This window comes from Lentibacillus halophilus, assembly GCF_039522485.1.
Taxonomy (GTDB): domain Bacteria; phylum Bacillota; class Bacilli; order Bacillales; family Amphibacillaceae; genus Lentibacillus; species Lentibacillus halophilus.
The window spans coordinates 1-18,086 of the sequence record NZ_BAAADM010000005.1; the positions used below are offsets into that span (position 1 = coordinate 1).

16 protein-coding genes are annotated in these 18,086 nt (G+C 43.6%); 2 read left to right on the forward strand and 14 right to left on the reverse strand.

Features of this window, described 5'->3' with window-relative positions:
* Nucleotides 1-74 precede the first annotated feature (74 nt).
* Nucleotides 75-287, forward strand: coding sequence for a DUF2507 domain-containing protein (locus ABDZ72_RS14355; protein WP_425542323.1), 213 nt, complete (start codon nt 75-77; stop codon nt 285-287).
* A 71-nt stretch (nt 288-358) separates the two neighbouring features.
* Here ABDZ72_RS14355 and uvrC read toward each other — a convergent pair whose 3' ends face one another.
* The 14 genes from uvrC to ABDZ72_RS00955 all read right to left on the reverse strand — a co-directional run bounded on the left by uvrC (nt 359) and on the right by ABDZ72_RS00955 (nt 17,698).
* On the reverse strand, nt 359-2,146 hold the full coding sequence (gene uvrC / locus ABDZ72_RS00890) for an excinuclease ABC subunit UvrC (protein ID WP_343750552.1): 1,788 nt from the start codon (nt 2,144-2,146) through the stop codon (nt 359-361).
* A 100-nt stretch (nt 2,147-2,246) separates the two neighbouring features.
* Nucleotides 2,247-2,564 carry a thioredoxin gene (gene trxA / locus ABDZ72_RS00895; protein WP_343750554.1) on the reverse strand — a complete coding sequence of 106 codons (318 nt, stop codon included), beginning with the start codon at nt 2,562-2,564 and terminating at the stop codon, nt 2,247-2,249.
* A gap of 131 nt (nt 2,565-2,695) precedes the next feature.
* Complete coding sequence (locus tag ABDZ72_RS00900) at nt 2,696-3,670, reverse strand: electron transfer flavoprotein subunit alpha/FixB family protein (protein WP_343750555.1); 975 nt, start codon at nt 3,668-3,670, stop codon at nt 2,696-2,698.
* A gap of 26 nt (nt 3,671-3,696) precedes the next feature.
* Complete coding sequence (locus ABDZ72_RS00905) at nt 3,697-4,470, reverse strand: electron transfer flavoprotein subunit beta/FixA family protein (RefSeq protein ID WP_343750557.1); 774 nt, start codon at nt 4,468-4,470, stop codon at nt 3,697-3,699.
* A gap of 60 nt (nt 4,471-4,530) precedes the next feature.
* On the reverse strand, nt 4,531-5,304 hold the full coding sequence (locus tag ABDZ72_RS00910) for an enoyl-CoA hydratase (RefSeq protein WP_343750559.1): 774 nt from the start codon (nt 5,302-5,304) through the stop codon (nt 4,531-4,533).
* Entirely contained in the window at nt 5,301-5,906 is a 606-nt protein-coding gene (gene fadR / locus ABDZ72_RS00915; RefSeq protein WP_343750561.1) for a fatty acid metabolism transcriptional regulator FadR, read from the reverse strand. The genes ABDZ72_RS00910 and fadR overlap by 4 nt, the downstream gene beginning before the upstream one ends.
* 110 nt (nt 5,907-6,016) lie before the next feature.
* A complete protein-coding gene (locus ABDZ72_RS00920) occupies nt 6,017-7,714 on the reverse strand; it encodes an AMP-binding protein (protein ID WP_343750562.1) in 1,698 nt (565 codons plus the stop codon).
* Nucleotides 7,715-7,978: 264 nt separating this feature from the next.
* Nucleotides 7,979-10,321, reverse strand: a complete 2,343-nt coding sequence (locus ABDZ72_RS00925; protein WP_343750563.1) for an endonuclease MutS2 — start codon at nt 10,319-10,321, stop codon at nt 7,979-7,981.
* Nucleotides 10,322-10,384: 63 nt separating this feature from the next.
* A complete protein-coding gene (polX, locus tag ABDZ72_RS00930; RefSeq protein ID WP_343750564.1) occupies nt 10,385-12,106 on the reverse strand; it encodes a DNA polymerase/3'-5' exonuclease PolX in 1,722 nt (573 codons plus the stop codon).
* A gap of 52 nt (nt 12,107-12,158) precedes the next feature.
* Complete coding sequence (locus ABDZ72_RS00935; RefSeq protein WP_343750565.1) at nt 12,159-12,713, reverse strand: CvpA family protein; 555 nt, start codon at nt 12,711-12,713, stop codon at nt 12,159-12,161.
* Entirely contained in the window at nt 12,706-12,978 is a 273-nt protein-coding gene (zapA, locus tag ABDZ72_RS00940; RefSeq protein WP_343750566.1) for a cell division protein ZapA, read from the reverse strand. Before zapA ends, ABDZ72_RS00935 begins: the two co-directional genes overlap by 8 nt.
* A 149-nt stretch (nt 12,979-13,127) precedes the next feature.
* A complete protein-coding gene (gene pheT / locus ABDZ72_RS00945) occupies nt 13,128-15,557 on the reverse strand; it encodes a phenylalanine--tRNA ligase subunit beta (RefSeq protein ID WP_343750567.1) in 2,430 nt (809 codons plus the stop codon).
* Nucleotides 15,557-16,606, reverse strand: a complete 1,050-nt coding sequence (pheS, locus tag ABDZ72_RS00950; RefSeq protein WP_343750569.1) for a phenylalanine--tRNA ligase subunit alpha — start codon at nt 16,604-16,606, stop codon at nt 15,557-15,559. The genes pheT and pheS overlap by 1 nt, the downstream gene beginning before the upstream one ends.
* Before the next feature lie 354 nt (nt 16,607-16,960).
* A complete protein-coding gene (locus ABDZ72_RS00955; protein WP_425542324.1) occupies nt 16,961-17,698 on the reverse strand; it encodes a TrmH family RNA methyltransferase in 738 nt (245 codons plus the stop codon).
* 102 nt (nt 17,699-17,800) lie between these two features.
* Between ABDZ72_RS00955 and sspI the strand changes: the two genes are divergently transcribed.
* The gene (gene sspI / locus ABDZ72_RS00960) at nt 17,801-18,022 is read left to right on the forward strand and encodes a small acid-soluble spore protein SspI (protein WP_343750571.1); all 222 of its coding nucleotides are present in this window, start codon (nt 17,801-17,803) and stop codon (nt 18,020-18,022) included.
* The last annotated feature ends 64 nt before the right edge of the window (nt 18,023-18,086 follow it).

Below are 18,086 nucleotides of genomic sequence, written 5' to 3' on the forward strand. Positions count from 1 at the left end.
ATCCGAGAAAAATTCGTGTCTTTGATTACATCTTCGATGGATAGAAAATATAGTTTTTCACCGGTCTTTTAGAACTGATAAAGGAAACAAAGAAGGAACTTACGTTTCACCTGATGGCTGATTCTGTCGTTCACCGGTTGCATTCGTCATTGGACACGGAGTTCCGTCTAGAAGCAGGATTCCTGAGCGAATGTGTTAGCCTCATTAAACAAAGACCGTGTGAATGCCGGGAGGAAATCCATAAAAAAATCCATCAGATAGAATTTACAACCATTTTCACGGATTGAAAATAATAAGTGACATTCAGGGGAAATCTGGAGAAATTCCTGTTCCGCCGTTTCAACAAAACGGCGGAACATCATTCGGCACTTTTTTCATCGCTTAATTGAGCCAGTATCGTCTCCGCTACATTGTGTGGGATACCCAATTTCGTTATATCTCCAATGGCGGCCTTTCGTATATCATTAACAGATGTGAAATGCTGCAGCAGAAGCTGTCTCCGTTTTTCACCGACTCCAGGTATTTTATCCAATTCTGATCGGAACATGCTTTTTCCGCGCAGCTGTCTGTGAAAGGAAATAGCAAAACGATGAACCTCATCTTGAATACGCTGAACGAGATGGAATTCTTGAGATTTCCGCTGCAAATTAATTGTCACTGGCGGTGTGCCATACAATAACTCACTTGTTTTATGCTTTTCATCTTTGGAAAGACCACACAACGGGATATCCAGACCAAGTTCATTCTCCAGAACATCCAAAGCAGCACTCATCTGCCCCTTGCCTCCGTCAACGATAATTAAATCCGGAAGCGGGTGTTCCTCTTTCAACACACGTTTATAACGACGCCGAATCACTTCCCGCATGGTTTCATAATCATCCGGTCCATCGACGTTGCGAATTTTATATTTCCGGTATTCCTTTTTATCGGGACGGCCATCTGTAAAAACAACCATGGCTGAAACTGGATCCGCTCCCTGGATGTTTGAATTATCAAATGCTTCAATCCGGTGCGGAACTTCGATGTGGAGCACATCGCCCAACTTTTCCACTGCTTGGATTGTCCTTTCTTCATCCCGTTCAATCAGAGAGAATTTCTCCTCAAGAGCGATAGAAGCGTTTTTAACAGCTAAATCAACCAGCTGTTTTTTTTGGCCTCGGAATGGTGTGTACACTTGGACGTCCAGAAGATCTTTCAACAATGTCGTCTCCGATCCAATCGGCACAAGAATTTCTTTTGGTTTCAAATGGTGCTGATGTAAATAAAATCGACCGACATAGCTTAAAAACGTTTCCTCCGGGTCATCAAAAAACGGAAATACCGAGACATCCCGCTCCATCAATTTACCTTGACGAACAAAAAAAACTTGAACACACATCCAACCTTTGTCATAACTGTAACCGAACATGTCACGATCGGTTTGATCATTCATGGTCATCCGCTGCTGTTCCATCACGGATTCAATATGCTGAATCATGTCGCGAAGTTCTTTTGCCCGCTCGAAGTTAAGTGTCTCACTCGCTTCATGCATTTTGTCCGTTAAATCTTTCTTAATGGTTTTGTGCCCTCCCTGCAGGAAGGACGTTATGTTTTGAATGATTTCCTTATATGTTTCCTTCGATGCAGGTTCTGTGCTGCACGCCAAGCACTGACCCATATGGTAATACAAGCAGACACGTCCCCGGGGGTTGTTGCATTTGCGCAGTGGATATAATTTATCAAGTAGCCGCTTCGTTTCCTTAGCTGCCAGCACATTCGGATAAGGTCCGAAATATTTGCCTTTATCTTTTTTAACATTGCGCGTGATCAGCAGTCTCGGATGACGTTCAGACGTTATTTTCAAATACGGGTAGGATTTGTCATCTTTTAACAAAACATTATACTTCGGATCATACTTTTTAATCAGATTCATTTCTAAAATAAGCGCTTCTATCTCTGATGTGGTAACAATATACTCAAAGTCTGAAATTTGTAGTACGAGCCGCTGCGTCTTTTTATCATTCGCCCCAGTGAAATACGACCGGACCCTGTTTTTTAGTTTTTTGGACTTGCCAACATAAATCACAGTATCGTGCTTGTCTTTCATTAAATAGCATCCAGGCTGTGATGGAAGAACGGCTAGTTTTTCATTAATTTGCTGATTCATGCTCAATTTCATCCCCCGAACCAAATTTCCCTTCGATAGAGAATCCCTTGTCACATTGTGTAACAAGGGATTGGATAAACATTGTTATTGGGTTATGAAGTCAGGCTGCATGTTTGTTAATCAGTTCAACCAGTGATTCCTTGGATTGGAAACCGACAACCTGATCGACAACCTCACCGTCTTTGAATAATAGCAGTGTTGGGATGCTCATTACACCATAGTTACCAGCAGTCTCTTGATTTTCATCCACATCAAGTTTTACAATTTGTACTTTATCTTCCATTTCACCGTCAATTTCCTCCAATACCGGTGCAATCATTTTACAAGGTCCGCACCAGGGTGCCCAGAAATCGGCCAACACTAACCCCTCGGAAACCTGCTGAGTGAAACTTTGATCAGTGACATGTTCAATTGCCATTTTCATTTCCCTCCTCTTTCATCAAACTATGCTCAGTATATCATCATTAGTATGTGCTCGCTAACACTATGCTTATGCAATGTATTCGTTGATTGGCCGGGATTCATCTACGTTAATCACGGGTTTTTCAGTTATGATTTTATTTTCTTTACTTCTTCTGTCAAGGTTGGAATAATCTCAAACAGGTCTCCGACAATACCATAATCAGCTACGTTAAAAATATTTGATTCCGCATCCTTATTTATGGCTACAATGACTTTTGAATTTGACATACCCGCAAGATGCTGGATCGCTCCGGACACGCCAACAGCAATATACAGGTCAGGTGTGACAACTTTGCCGGTCTGTCCAATTTGCAATGAATAGTCGCAGTATTCGGCATCACATGCACCACGGGAAGCGCCCACTGCCCCACCGAGAGCGTCTGCCAGGTCATACAACGGCTTAAATCCTTCTTCACTTTTGACACCGCGTCCACCGGCAACAATGACATTGGCTTCCGATAAATCAACACCTTCCGAACCTTTACGGATAACATCTTTAATCACTGTGTGGATATCTTTTACATCCACATCTTTGGTTGACACGGTTCCTGACTGTGATGAATCACGTTCGAGAGGTTTAATATTGTTCGGTCGTATGGTCACAAACGTCCTTCCACTTCTGATCACCTTTTTTTCAAATGCTTTTCCAGAATAAATTGGTCGGGTGAACACCGTTTCACCGTCTTCGTGTTCAATACCAATAGCATCGGAAATTAAACCTGAATCCAGTTTACTGGCTATTTTAGGTGTTATGTCCTTGCCGATAGCTGTATGTCCCATTACAATAGCATCAGGAGATTCTTCGTCCGCCACAGCCATGATCGCCTGACCGTATCCTTCCGGTGTATAAGTTTGCAAATTGTTATGCTCGACCGTTACAACACGATCGGCGCCGTGATAAATCATTTCCTGCGCCTGGTCGCCGATACCGCTCTCGCCACACAGCATGCCCACTATTTCCGCGTCCTCGTCCATTTGTTTAGCAGCAGCGATAGCTTCCAATGTTACATTACGCAATGCGCCAGCTTTTGCTTCGCCTATCACAAGTGATTTATTGCCCATCCTTTTTCTCCTTTCTGATACAAAGATTACAGTACTTTTTTATCATCTTTCAGCAAAGAGACCAGTTCCTTAACCTGTTCATCAACGTCTCCTTCCAGTATACGACCAGCTTCTTTTTCAGGCGGAAGGAAAACAGTCGTCGTTTCCGTTTTGGCTTCAACATCATTTTCATCAAGATCCAAATCATCAAGTTCCAACTCTTCCAGTGGTTTTTTCTTCGCTTTCATAATACCAGGCAACGATGGATATCTCGGATCATTCAATCCTTGCTGACATGTGACCAACAAAGGCAAGCTTGTTTCAACCTTTTCGACATCGCCTTCCACGTCTTTATCTATGTTTGCTGTTTCTCCATCAATTTCCAAAGCCGTGATGGTGGTAATAGCGTTTATCCCCAGTCTTTCAGCAAGCCTTGGTCCAACTTGACCGCTTGCTTCATCAATCGCTACGTTCCCAGCTAGAATCAGATCGGCTTCCTTATCTCCAAAATAAGCGTCAAGAATCTTAGCTGTTGTAAACGAATCCCCATCTTCCAAGTCATCTTCCGTATTAATCAAAACAGCTTGATCGGCCCCCATTGCCAAAGCTGTCCGCAACTGTTTTTCCGATTCCTCGTCACCAACAGTGACAACGGTTACTTCCCCGCCGTGTGCATCACGCTGGTTAATCGCTTCTTCAACAGCGTATTCGTCATACGGATTAATAATGTATTCAGCACCCTCATCCTCAATTTGACCATCCGATATTGAAATTTTTTCTTCAGTATCAAATGTTCGTTTCAGTAATACATAAATGTTCATATGTCATCCTCCTTTGCTTATTGTACCAGTCTATTATATGGATCAATACGCCGGTAGATACTATTTATCTTTGAAATCCGGTTTACGTTTTTCAAGAAAAGCCCGCATGCCTTCCTGTGCATCCTCAGAGCCGAAAATAGCCGCAAACGATGCCGCTTCTTTCTGGAGGCCTTGTTGAAATGTTTCCGTTTTGGCATATGGAATCAATTCCATAACGGATGTTATCGAAACCCTGCTTTTCGCTGCAATGGTTTCGGCAAGATTATGTGCCGTATCCAAAACAGACTCCTCGTCAACAGCTTGGTTCAGAAGTCCTTTGGCTTCAGCCTCTTCTCCGGTGATCGGCTGGCCGGTTAAAATCATTTCATACGCCTTTGCTGTTCCGACAAAACGAGGTAAGCGTTGAGTTCCGGCAAAACCGGGTATAATGCCGAGTGTTGTTTCGGGAAGTCCTAGCTTGGCATTGACGGCACCAATACGAATATGGCATGCCATGGCCAGTTCAAGTCCACCGCCTAACGCGGCACCATGAATCGCAGCAATGACCGGAATCGGAAAATGCTCAATTCTGTCAAAAAGTTTCTGTCCTTTTTCTGACAGAGACTTATAGTCAGACGAGTCCTGCAAGGAAGTGAATTCGTTAATATCAGCACCAGCTGAAAAAAATTTGCCTTCCCCTTTCATCACAACAACTTTCAAAGTGTTATCATTTTCTATTTCATCAAGCGTGTCATTAATATAGTTCAATAGATTAACAGATAATGCATTAGCGGGCGGACTTTCAATTGACAGTGTCGCAATATGATTATTGACATCATAACCGATTTTCGTCAATTTGCTCCTCCTCTCTCCTGTTGGGCGGAAAGGCCGTTCGTGATGAATCCATGCACAAGTGGCACCTGGTCAACGAGGTTATACTTTTGCTCTTTCATGACCCAATTTGTCACAATTTCATCCAGAGTACCAAATATCATCTGTCGTACAAGCGGGATATTCAATTCATCTCGAAAGACCCTCTGCTCCATTCCTTCTGTAATGATATCATCCATAACGACCAAATAAGGCTTTAAAACCTGATTAATTTTTTGACGGATTTCGGAATTCGACTGGCGCAATTCCAACTGTGTGACGATAGCCAGGTTATGATCGGCCGCAAGCTGACGGAAATGCTTATCAATCAATGTTTCCAGTTTGTCATCGGCTCTGTTTTGATGGCGGATGCTGCTGGCAATCTGTTCAATAAACTGTCCCATTTTTTCCTCGAAAACAGATATAAGAATGTCTTCTTTATTTTTGAAGTAAAGATAAATGGTTCCGTCAGCTACTCCGGCCTTTTTGGCAATTTTGGAAACCTGTGACGCATGGTAGCCATTTTCAGCTATGACTTCCACTGCTGCTTCGATAATCTGTTTATACTTTAACCTTTGTTTCTTCATGGCTATCCCCTCAACATCATTCCGTACATGAATGAATAATCATTCATGCCATCAGTTTACAGCCAGTACCAATTGTTGTCAATGACACACTTTTCCAAATAATAGACGTATCAACCATGAGTGCTCGTATTAACATGTTTTTCATCTTCCTCCACCAATTTTCGGCGTAATATTTTTCCCACTGCTGTTTTCGGCAGCTCACTGCGAAACTCATACACTCGCGGCACTTTAAACGAGGCAAGCCGGTCCCGGCAAAATCTATCCAAAGCACCTTCGTTCACATCGTCACTTCCGGATTTTAAGACGATATATGCTTTTACTGTTTCTCCACGATAAGAATCCGGTATCCCCGCTACAACAGCTTCCTGCACCGATTCATGCTCATAAAGAACTTCTTCCACTTCCCTCGGATAAATATTAAAACCGCCAGCGATGATGATATCTTTTTTACGATCGGCAATGTAGAAAAAACCATTCTGGTCCATATATCCCATATCGCCGGTGTAAAACCAACCATCTTTCATCACACGATCTGTTTCCTCCTGATTATTCCAATAACCATGCATCACTTGTGGTCCTTTCACAGCTAGTTCTCCCATGTCGCCAATAGCCGCTTCGTTTCCAGATGACACATCCATGATTTTGGCATCGGTATCAGGCCAGGGAACGCCAATGCTGCCGGTTATACGTTTATGCCAAACAAAATTGGCATGTGTGACCGGTGACGTTTCGGTCAAACCATACCCTTCCACAAGCTTACCGTTTGTTACGTGTTCAAAACGGCTCTGAACGTCACTCGGCAAGGGGGCAGAACCACTTATGCATGCATCAATGGATGATAGGTCATACTTGTTTAAATCGGGATGGTGCAGCAGTCCGATATAAATCGTCGGCGCTCCCGGGAACATAGTGGGCTTTTGTTTGTGAATGGTTTTCAATACTTCGCCGGGATCAAATTTAGGCATGAGAATCATCTTGTAACCATACATAATGGACATATTCATAACAGCTGTCATTCCATAAACATGGAAAAACGGTAAAACCCCCATAACTGTCTCTTCACCCGGTGTGGCATGATGAAACCATAGACGACACATTTGACCATTCGCCACTAAATTAAAATGAGTAAGCATCACGCCTTTAGGACGCCCGGTTGTACCACCCGTATACTGCAGAAGGGCCAGATCATCATTTGGGTCAACGGTAACCTGTGTAAAATAGTTATGACTGTTGTTTCTCATCGTCTTCCAGTCGTGTGTATCACCTGATGGTTCTACGTCTACAATTTGTTTATACTCTTTTCGTTGAATAAAAGGATAAATAAGGTTCTTCGGTAATGGCAAGTAATCCTTGATACCGGTTACTATAACATGTTCTAAAGCCGTATTCCGGCGTACTTTGGCAACCACGGGAAAAAGCACATCCAAACAAACGATGAACAAAGCACCAGAATCGTTTAACTGATAACTGAGTTCCCGTTCCTTATACAAAGGGTTGGTCTGCACAACGATGCCACCAGCCATCAATACTGCGTAATAACTGATAACCGACTGAGGACAATTCGGCAACATAATAGCGACCCGGTCTCCCTTTTGAAGACCAATGGATTGAAGATAACCTGCCATGTGTTTAACCTCACTCAAAACATCTGCATAAGACATTTCCTTCCCCATAAAGTGAAGCGCTTTCCTTTTTGGGAATATTTCTGCAGATAATTCCAGGAACGTATGCAATGGCTTCTCATCATACGACATTGACAAAGGAATCTCATCCGGATAATGGGTGTGCCAGCGTTTTATCCCTGCCATCCTATACCTCCTTTAATCCTGCATACTCCCATTATACCGGAATTTTTATTATTTTTGAATTTTTTTACGAAAAAAAGCTATTAAAAATTACAACAAATAGATGATTCCAATCAGAAAGAATACAACAGCAACTACCATCAAGTATTTTGCCAATTTATCAAGAAACACGTTGCTCCCCCCTTAATTATATTATGAAAATAACAGCTGTGCTTCATCGCACAGCTGTTGACAAAAGATTTTCGGTTGTAACGATCGACCGATGCTCTACGTCAATTGTAAAACGGTGACGCCGTTCCCGCCTTCACCAGCTTTTCCAGGCCTTGCGGAGGCAATACGCGAGTGTCCAGCGGCAGCATCATTAACTGCTTTCCGGAGCGCACCGGTTCCTTTACCGTGGATGATGGAAACGGATGTATAACCGGCCAGCAGTGCGTCATCAATATATTTTTCCAACTTTTTTACTGCATCTTCGTAGCGTTCCCCACGTAAATCGAGCTCTGTTTTTACGTGATGACCGAAGCCTTTGACTGCTGTCACCGGCTTTTCCTGCACCGTTGGCTGTTTCTGTATAAATTGCAAGTCGTTTCTTTTTACTTTTATTTTCATCATACCAACTTGAACGTAATACTCTTTTGCATTAACTTTTTCGATAATTGTTCCTTGCTGATTGGCTGACAGAAGCATCACATCATCGCCTGGATGAAGTTCGCGATTCGGTTCAGACCGTTTGTTTACGGTTTGCGATGATTTGGATGACAAATCAGGCTTTGCTTCTTCCAACATTTTCTTTGCTTCAATCCATTCATGGTCTTTCAACTCTGCCTCTGTTTTCATATTCCGTATTTCATTAACAATGGTTTCTGCTTCTTCACGCGCATTTGTCAATGCCTTTTCAGCTTTTTCTTCTGCTTTTTTATAAAGGGTTTCTCGCTGATTTTCAAATTGTTTCCATGCTTTTTTCAGTTCATCATGCAGCTGTTCACTTTCTTCAAGAACGTTTTGAGCTTCTTCATAAGCCGCTTCCGCTTGGTGATGCGATTCTTCAAGAGAAGCAATCATATTCTCAACATTCCGGGAATCGGTTCCGATTTTATTTTTTGCTTCCTCGATTATCGATGCATTCAGACCAAGTTTGGCAGAAATATCAAACGCATTGCTACGTCCCGGCAGGCCAATAAGTAAACGATAAGTTGGCTTGAATGATTCCACATCGAATTCCACAGAAGCATTAATGGCGTTGTCACGATTAAATCCATATGCTTTCAGTTCCGGATAATGTGTCGTTGCCACAACCCGCGCACCACGTTCTATGACTTCATCGAGTATGGACATAGCCAAGGCAGCACCTTCCTGTGGATCTGTTCCGGCACCAAGTTCGTCAAACAGCACCAATGCATTCGAACCCATTTGCCCCAAAATGGATACAATGTTGTTCATATGGGAGGAAAACGTGCTTAAATTTTGTTCAATTGACTGTTCATCCCCTATATCAGCGAAGACATCCGTGAAAACAGCCATTTCACAACCATCATCTGCTGGGATTTGAAGGCCAGACTGTGCCATGAGGGTACACAGACCAATCGTTTTCAGTGCCACTGTTTTACCACCCGTATTTGGACCCGTGATAACAATCGATGTGTACTCCCGGCCAAGTTCTACATCATTCGGCACAACATCCTCCCGCGGGATAAGCGGATGGCGGACTTGTTTCATGTTAATCCATCCATCATCATTCATCACCGGCATAGCAGCATGCATATCCCGGCTCCATTTCCCCCGTGCGGCGATAAAATCAATATCGGCAAGCAAACGCACATTTTCCATAAGAGATGTTTCATGGTCAGCTATATCATTGCTTAATTCATGAAGGATTCGGTCCATTTCCTGTTTCTCGTTCGCCCTGGATTCTTGCAGCTGGTTATTAAGATCAACAACTGCTTGCGGCTCCATAAACAAGGTAGCCCCGGATGTAGACTGATCATGCACAATTCCACCTACCGATCCACGGTATTCCTGTTTCACCGGCAGGACATACCGGTCGTTGCGGATAGTAATAATGGCATCAGACAGCATCTTGCTTTTTGATTTTGTGTAATGATCGAGTTTGTCGCGGACCCTGCTTTCATTGCTGCGGATGGATGAGCGTATCCCACGAAGTTTGACGGATGCACTGTCCATAATATGGCCGTTGTCATCAATGCAGCTGTTTATGGTGGTTTCTAGTTGACGTATGGTGATAAGCTGTTCGCTGAGATCGTTCAATATCGGTAAAGAAATGTTTAACTGATTAAAAAACGTCTTCAGCCGCCGGACAGCATAAAGAGTTTGAGAAACATCAAGACACTCCTCGGCTGTCAGTGTCCCGCCTATAACACTTCGATTAACGCTTGCGCGAATGTCGGTAACACCACCCAACGGTATATCCATGTTAAGTCGAAGAATATGACGTGCTTCATCCGTCTCTGCCTGCAATTGATTGACCTTTTCAATATCAACTGATGGTTGCAAACTAGCTGCACGTTCTTTTCCTCTGGATGTTGCGGCTTGGCTTTTCAACAGATCCCGTATTTTATTAAATTCTAACGTTTCCAATATTTGTTCATTCATCAGAACGATCCCCTTTTGCACGTAATCCAATTTGCAGGATTGAAAGAAAACCCTTGTGCTAAATCACCGACCATCACGATTCATGAACGCCTTTAGCTTTTCCACGGACCATGTGTTCAAAACCGTTTCCTTATTCAGCCACCCTTTTCGGGCTGTACTTACACCGTATGTCATGTGATCCAGCATATCATAATCATGGGCGTCGGTATTGATAGCAATCTTAGTACCAGCTTCTTGCGCGCGACGAGTCCATTGACTCGAAAGATCGAGACGATTTGGGTTGGCATTGATTTCCAGAGCTGTACCTGTCTCAGCCGCTCGCTCTATAAGTCGGTCGATGTCAACATGATAACCTTGACGCCGACCGATAAGTCTTCCAGTCGGATGGGCGATAAGTGATACATTGGGATTTTCCAATGCAGCAAACAACCTGTTCATAATCTCATCTTGAGACTGCTGGAAGCTTGAATGAATGGCACCAATGACAAAATCCATCTCCTGTAAAAAAGCGTCATCAAAATCCAGCGATCCATCAGGCAATATATCCATTTCGACTCCTGCAAAGATATGGATATCATCATATTTATCGTTCAGTCTATTTATTTCTTCCCGTTGTCTGCGAAGCCTTGTTTCATTTAAGCCGTTGGCCACACGAAGAAACTTGGAATGATCGGTGATCGCGATATGGTGATATTGCTTATTGCGGGCACGGTTCACCATTTCTTCAATTGATTGACCACCATCACTCCATGTGGTATGCATATGCAAATCGCCAAGGATATCACGCTGTTCAAGCAACGATACAGATTCATGGAAAGACTCCACCTCACCCGTATTTTCCCGTAATTCAGGCGGAATATAATGCAATCCCAAATGACGGAACAATTGCTCCTCACTGACAAAAGTCACTACGTCCCCGCTTTCTTCGGATTCAACACCATATTCATTAATCTTTTCTCCATTCGATTTGGCGAGTTGTCTCATAGCGACATTATGGTCTTTGGATCCAGTAAAGTGATGAAGCGTCGTTGCAAATTCCTCAGGGGCAACAATCCGAAAATCCACGTTGACATCATAGGCATCGGCAAGAACGAGCGATACCTTTGTTTCTCCGTTGGCTATCACTTCTTTTATCCGATCCAGTTCCAGAAGTTGATCACGGACAGATGCAGGGTGTTCGGAAGCAATGATAAAGTCGATATCCCGCACTGTTTCCCGAAAACGTCGTAAACTTCCTGCACGCGAATAGTCGCTTATGTCATGTATGGTATCCAGATATTGTTCTACACGTTCAGCAAGTGGCAGCATATAAGCAATGGGCAGTCGTTCTGGACGTTTATTGACTTCATCCAGTGCAGCTATTATTTTTTCAGCTGATTTTTTGCCGAACCCTTCAAGGGACTCTATTTGCCCGTTTTCACAAGCTTGTTTAAGTGAGTCTGCATCGGTCACCTCGAGTTTATGATAGATTTTTGACAATTTTTTGCCGCCCAAACCGGGAACGTTCAATAGTGGCAATAGCCCTTCCGGAATTTCTTTTTCCAATTCCGTTAATGTTTCGGATGTCCCATTTTCAATATAGGCTGCTATAACAGCGCCTGTTCCTTTACCAATTCCTTTAATTTTGGTGACGTCATCGATATCTGCAATAGATCGATCATCGCGTTCAAGTGCCTGTGCAGCTTTCTGATATGCTGAAATTTTATACGGGTTGTCCCCTTTCAGTTCCAAATAAAGAGCTATTCTTTCGAGCAGCTTAATAACATCTTTTTTATTAACCGTCATGGCTCTCCCCTTTTTATCACGTTCTTGTTGCACTATGGCTACCAGTTCACAGCTACATGTTCATCAGATCGTCCATATGCATGAACCACATCGATTTTATTTGTTCAGATAAAATCGGTGTGTTTTCCAGGATAATCAGTGCAACAGACGAATCATTGATCCAAGTCTGGATCTGCTGAACAGGTGCCAATGCTAATATGTATAAAACAATAAAGATCAGCAGATAAATTTCTGCAAATCCAAGCACAGCACCTAACCAACGATTAACGGCATGCAGTATCGGCAGTTCCGCTACAAAATCAAGCATGGAGGCAACGATTTGCAAAAGCATTTTTGTTGCAAAAAAGATAACAGCAAACGCAATGGCATTATAAAACGTACCTTCAAGTGGCACAGATTGAAGGAAATCTGCCCATTCACCGCCGTTTTCCAAATCCGGGTATGGTATGAACAACGTCAGTTTCGGTGCCAGTTTATCATAGTAAAGAGCGGCAAGAATAAACGCAGCGATAAATCCTATTAGATGAAATGCCTGAAGGATGAATCCTCGTTTCAAGCCCATAAAAAATCCAAATACTAATAAAGCAATGAGAATGAAATCAACCATGCCGGTTATCCTCTTTCTTGTTTATTGACCCTAATAGTGAAGCATATTCTTCTTTTAACTTCATGTAATCGCTCATCGTGTTCACGGCTGTAAGCACGGCCAGCTCTGTCGATGTAAGTTGCTGGTTGGAGTTATGAATGTCACGCATTTTCGAATCAACCTGACTCGCAACTAAACGGACGTGGTTGGAGCTTTCATGACCAATAACGGTATAATGGCGATTATATATTTCAACAGTTTCGCGTGTTTTATCATTCTGGGTCACCAAGGGCCCTCCCTATCAACGAAAATGATCGCATTTATCGTAACACAAAGACTGCCACCAAGGAAATGCAAATGTATTTTTGCATTCATACCATACACAAAAAGCAGCCACCAAATAGGTGACTGCTTTCTACACAAATCATGCACGGATCATGTCCGCACATAGGCATCAAACGTCTCATTAATGGATGCTATGATTTGTTGATAGGACTCTTCCACTTCATCATCCTGCAATGTTTTTTCCGGATCCTGATAGAACAGACTGAACGCAACAGACTTCTTGCCCTCAGGTACGTTATCCCCTCTATACACATCGAAAATATAAACATTTTTAACGAGCGGTGTGCCTTCTGTTTCAATTTGTTTCTTGATATCTCCAGCCTGTACAGCTTCATCAACGATAAATGCAATATCTCTGGCAATCGATGGATATTTCGGAATCGGTTGATAGCCAGTTGTATTCGTGCAACGTTCAATTATTTGATCAAGATCAAGATCAAATACAAAGGTTTCTTTTAGATCCATTTCCTTCTCCAAATTCGGATGTGTCTCACCCAGAAATCCGATCACACGTCCTTCTGTCAAAATGGTAGCACAGCGACCCGGGTGCATCTCAGGCAAGCGCGTTTGTTCAAGGGAAATCGGGATATTTAAATAGGCAAACAACCCTTCAATAATGCCTTTTACAAGATAAAAATCCACCTGCTTTTGTTCATGTTGCCACGGATGATGCACCCATTTGCCTGTCACGGCACCTGCAAGCCGCAAATTTTCCTCCGGCAGTTGTGAAAGTGTTCGTTCGCTCGTAACAAACACGTTACCCATTTCAAAATAACGAATGTCCATTTGATTTCGCGCCTGATTATACGCTAATGATTTCAACAGTTCCGGAAGCATGGTCAAGCGCAAATAATTATGATCCGCACTCATTGGCATGGGAAGCTTTATAGGTTCTGGCTCTTTCTCACGCAATTCCGGACTCATCAGCCGCCCCACAGAAGACTCATCCGTCAACGAATACGTGATCGTTTCCATCAATCCGGCACTCTGCAAATAGCCGCTTATCTCCCGTTTCAGCTGTTGTCGTGCAGTTAATCCACCTGCTTGCGACGATCCTTCAGGCAATGTATAAGGCAGATGATCATACCCATACATACGAGCAAATTCTTCCAACATATCCTCAAATATTGCAATATCCCCACGCCGTGTCGGCACGGTTATCGTAAACCAATCGCCTGTTTTCTCAAATGGAAATTGCAGCTTGTTCAGTATCGTTTCCATTTCAGCTGATGTTATTTCTGTGCCAAGCCGATGATTGATCGCTTGTTGACTTACTTTAACCGTCTTTTCGGAACGATCAAGTTCATCAAAAGCGGCAGATCCGCTCAGAACCGTTGCACCCGCATATTTTTCAAACAAGTGGCATGCACGGAAACCAGCACGTTCCACCCGATTGGGGTCCACCCCTTTTTCGAAACGCACACTGGAGTCACTCCGCAATCCAGTGTCATTGACAGCCGTACGTACAGTCTGTGGATCGAAATAGGCAGCTTCGAGCAGGATGGTGGTCGTATCTTCCTTAACCTCCGTGTCCGCACCACCCATAACACCGGCAAGTGCAACCGGCTCCTGTCCATTTGTAATAACAAGATGATCACTCGATAACTCCCGGTCTTCGCCATCCAGTGTGACCATATGCTCACCATCACCCGCACGGCGGACGACGACGCTAGTGGAGCCAAAACGGTCGTAATCAAATGCATGGAGCGGCTGCCCATATTCCAGCAGCACGTAATTGGTAATATCAACGACATTATTAATTGGTCGGATTCCGGCTGCCATTAAAGCATTGCGCATCCATAGCGGCGACGGTTTTATATCGATATCTTTCACGATAAATGCTCCGTAGTATGGATTTAAATCAGGTGCCTCCACATCGACTGATATATAATCGGTCGTCGTCTGCCTGGCGTCCGGATGAATCTGTTCGTCTGGCAAGGTTAATGGCACATCTAATATCGCTGCGGCTTCATACGCAACGCCAAGCATGCTTAATGCATCGGCACGGTTTGGCGTCAGATCGAATTCCAAAATGGTGTCATCCAGATTCAAAAGTCTCCCGGCATCTGCTCCAACTTCTGTATCATCAGGAAAAACAAAAATGCCATCCGCAGCATTTTTCGGAATATATTTTTCCGCAATGCCCAGTTCCTGCAAAGAGCAAATCATGCCATTGGATTCCACTCCGCGCAGTTTTGTTTTCTTTATTTTGACATTGCCCGGAAGCCGGGAACCCGGTTTGGCGACCGCCACCTTTTGTCCTTGCTTGACATTCGGTGCCCCGCAAATAATTTGCTGTTTCTCATCCCCCATATCAACCTGGCAAAGATGCAATTTATCAGCATTCGGATGCTGCTCGCATGTCTCAACATAGCCGACAACAAGATCGCTGGCATGATCGGCAATATTATGAAGTCCGTCCACTTCGATACCGGTCCTGGTTACTAAATCGGCAAGTTCTTCAGGAGTTACCGAACCGGTATCAAGATAATTATTCAACCAGTTTACCGACACAAGCACTATAAAGTTCCTCCTTTTGCATAATGATATTGCGTGAGAAAACGTTTGTCATTGGTATAAAAATTTCGTATATCATCAATTCCATATTTCAGCATGGCGATACGGTCCGGTCCCATGCCAAATGCAAAACCAGTATAGATTTCCGGATCATAACCAGCCTTTTCCAGAACGTTCGGATGCACCATTCCCGCTCCGAGTATTTCAATCCATCCGGAGTACTTGCAGACTGAACAACCATCTCCCTGGCATACTTTACAAGAAATATCCATTTCAACCGATGGTTCAGTGAATGGGAAAAAACTTGGCCGCAAACGAATACGTCGATCTTCACCAAATATACGTTTGGCAAATTCGTTAAGAACACCTTTCAGATCACTCATCCGGACATGTTCGTCAACATAAAGCCCTTCAATCTGTGTAAATTGATGGGAGTGGGTTGCATCATCTGTATCCCGACGGAAGACTTTGCCCGGGCAAATCATTTTCACGGCCTTCGATCCACTATATTGTTGCATCGTTCTTGCCTGTACCGGTGATGTATGTGTACGTAGCAGCAACTCATCGGTTAGGTAAAACGTATCTTGCATATCACGTGCCGGGTGACCTTTTGGCATATTCATGGCCTCAAAATTAAAGTAATCGGTTTCCACTTCCGGACCTTCCCGCACTTCAAATCCCATACCGATGAACAAGTCCTCTATTTCCTCGATGATACCTGTAAGTAGATGGGCCCCGCCCACCTGAACCGGCCGGCCCGGCAATGTCACATCAATCGCTTCTTGTTCCAGTTTTTCCTCCAAAGCTTCTTGTTCAAGCACATCGATTTTTTTCGCAATTTCATCAGTAATAGCTTTACGAATTTCGTTAGCCATTTCTCCTATGGCGGGTCTTTCTTCTTCAGGTAAACTGCCCATGCCGCGCAACACACTGGTGAGTGATCCCTTTTTTCCAAGATAAGTCACTCGTATATCCTGAAGCGCCTTTAAATCAGACGCTTCCTCGATGTTATCGAGTGCTTCCTGGCGAATTGCTTCTAATTGTTCTTTCATCACGATGCCTCCTTATCCTGCTTTCCAGCCTTCTCAGACCATATAAAAAGCCCCGTCCCATAAAAAAAGGGACGAGGCTATATTAACGCGGTACCACCCTTATTGACACACATCTTTAGTGTCCAGCTCTGTTTGATAACGGATTCCTCATCCGGTGCACCTTTACTTTTTAAACGGTCCGAGTGCCGGCTCCAGAGTGAAATGACTATAAATGCCCACAAAGGTGCTTTCAGTCCGTGACACCTTTTCCCTTTAGCTGGCGCAATGTTTTACAGCCCGTCTCTTTCCAAGCCTTTCTAACATATGCGAAGAAATCTCTTTAATTATAAATAGTTTACATTAAATTTGCAAGCATCAGTTGTTAATGTAGTACATCAACACGCCGGCTGCAATGCTGACATTCAACGATTCCGCTTTTCCACGGATTGGGATTCGGACAGATTGATCACTCATCCGAATGATCTCCTCACGAATGCCAGCCCCCTCGTTGCCGACGATGAGCGCCGTTTTCGAAGTTGTCGGCAGTTGTTCATACGACGTGGCATTTTGAACCGAGGCAGCCCACACCGTAAATCCTTCCTGCTGTAACGAAGAAATGGTTTCCTTCAGGTCAGCCTGTACAACCGGTAAATGGAACAGCGACCCTTGTGTTGATCGGATGACTTTATCATTATACAAATCCACAGTACCTTCTCCAAGCACGACACTATCAAAACCGGCAGCATCCGCTGTCCGGATAATCGTGCCCACGTTGCCGGGATCCTGCAAGCCGTCCAGCAAGATCACTGTATCGCCATCGATTTTTTCCGACTCTTTGATCGTTACAGTGGCGGCAATGCCTTGTGGTGTTTCTGTCTGAGCAACATGCTGCATCACACTTTTGCTGATGAAAGTTACCGGTAAATATTGACACCAGCCCGGACAGTCAATCCCTTCCTGCAAAATGATTTCAACTATATTCCACCCGTTTTCATAAGCTTCTTCCACCACATGAAACCCTTCAGCAAGAAACATGCCGGCTTTTGACCGACCTTTGCGTTTATGCAGTTTCACCCATTGTTTCACTTTGTCATTTTGCAGTGATGTCACTATCATGCTTCATCCCACGCGATCGTTTTTCCCTCTTATCATACATATTCCTAGCCTTACAGGTCAAACTATCCCTAACGTTATCATTCAGAAGAGGTGTTTCATATGGATTTGAATTTACGCAAAGCGATTTTATCCAATATTGCAACCAATGATCAAGAACAACTGGAAGCAACGATTGTTGATGCCATTCAAGCAGGCGAAGAAAAAATGCTTCCCGGTCTGGGCGTGCTGTTCGAATTAATTTGGACACAGTCGGACGAACAGGATAGACAGGACATGATTGAGGCACTGGAACAGGGAGTCAAGCAGTCCAGTTCCACATAAGGGGCTGGGACATAATTAAACAAATCACTTCTAAACACGAACAATATAGTTAAGACGTAGTCAC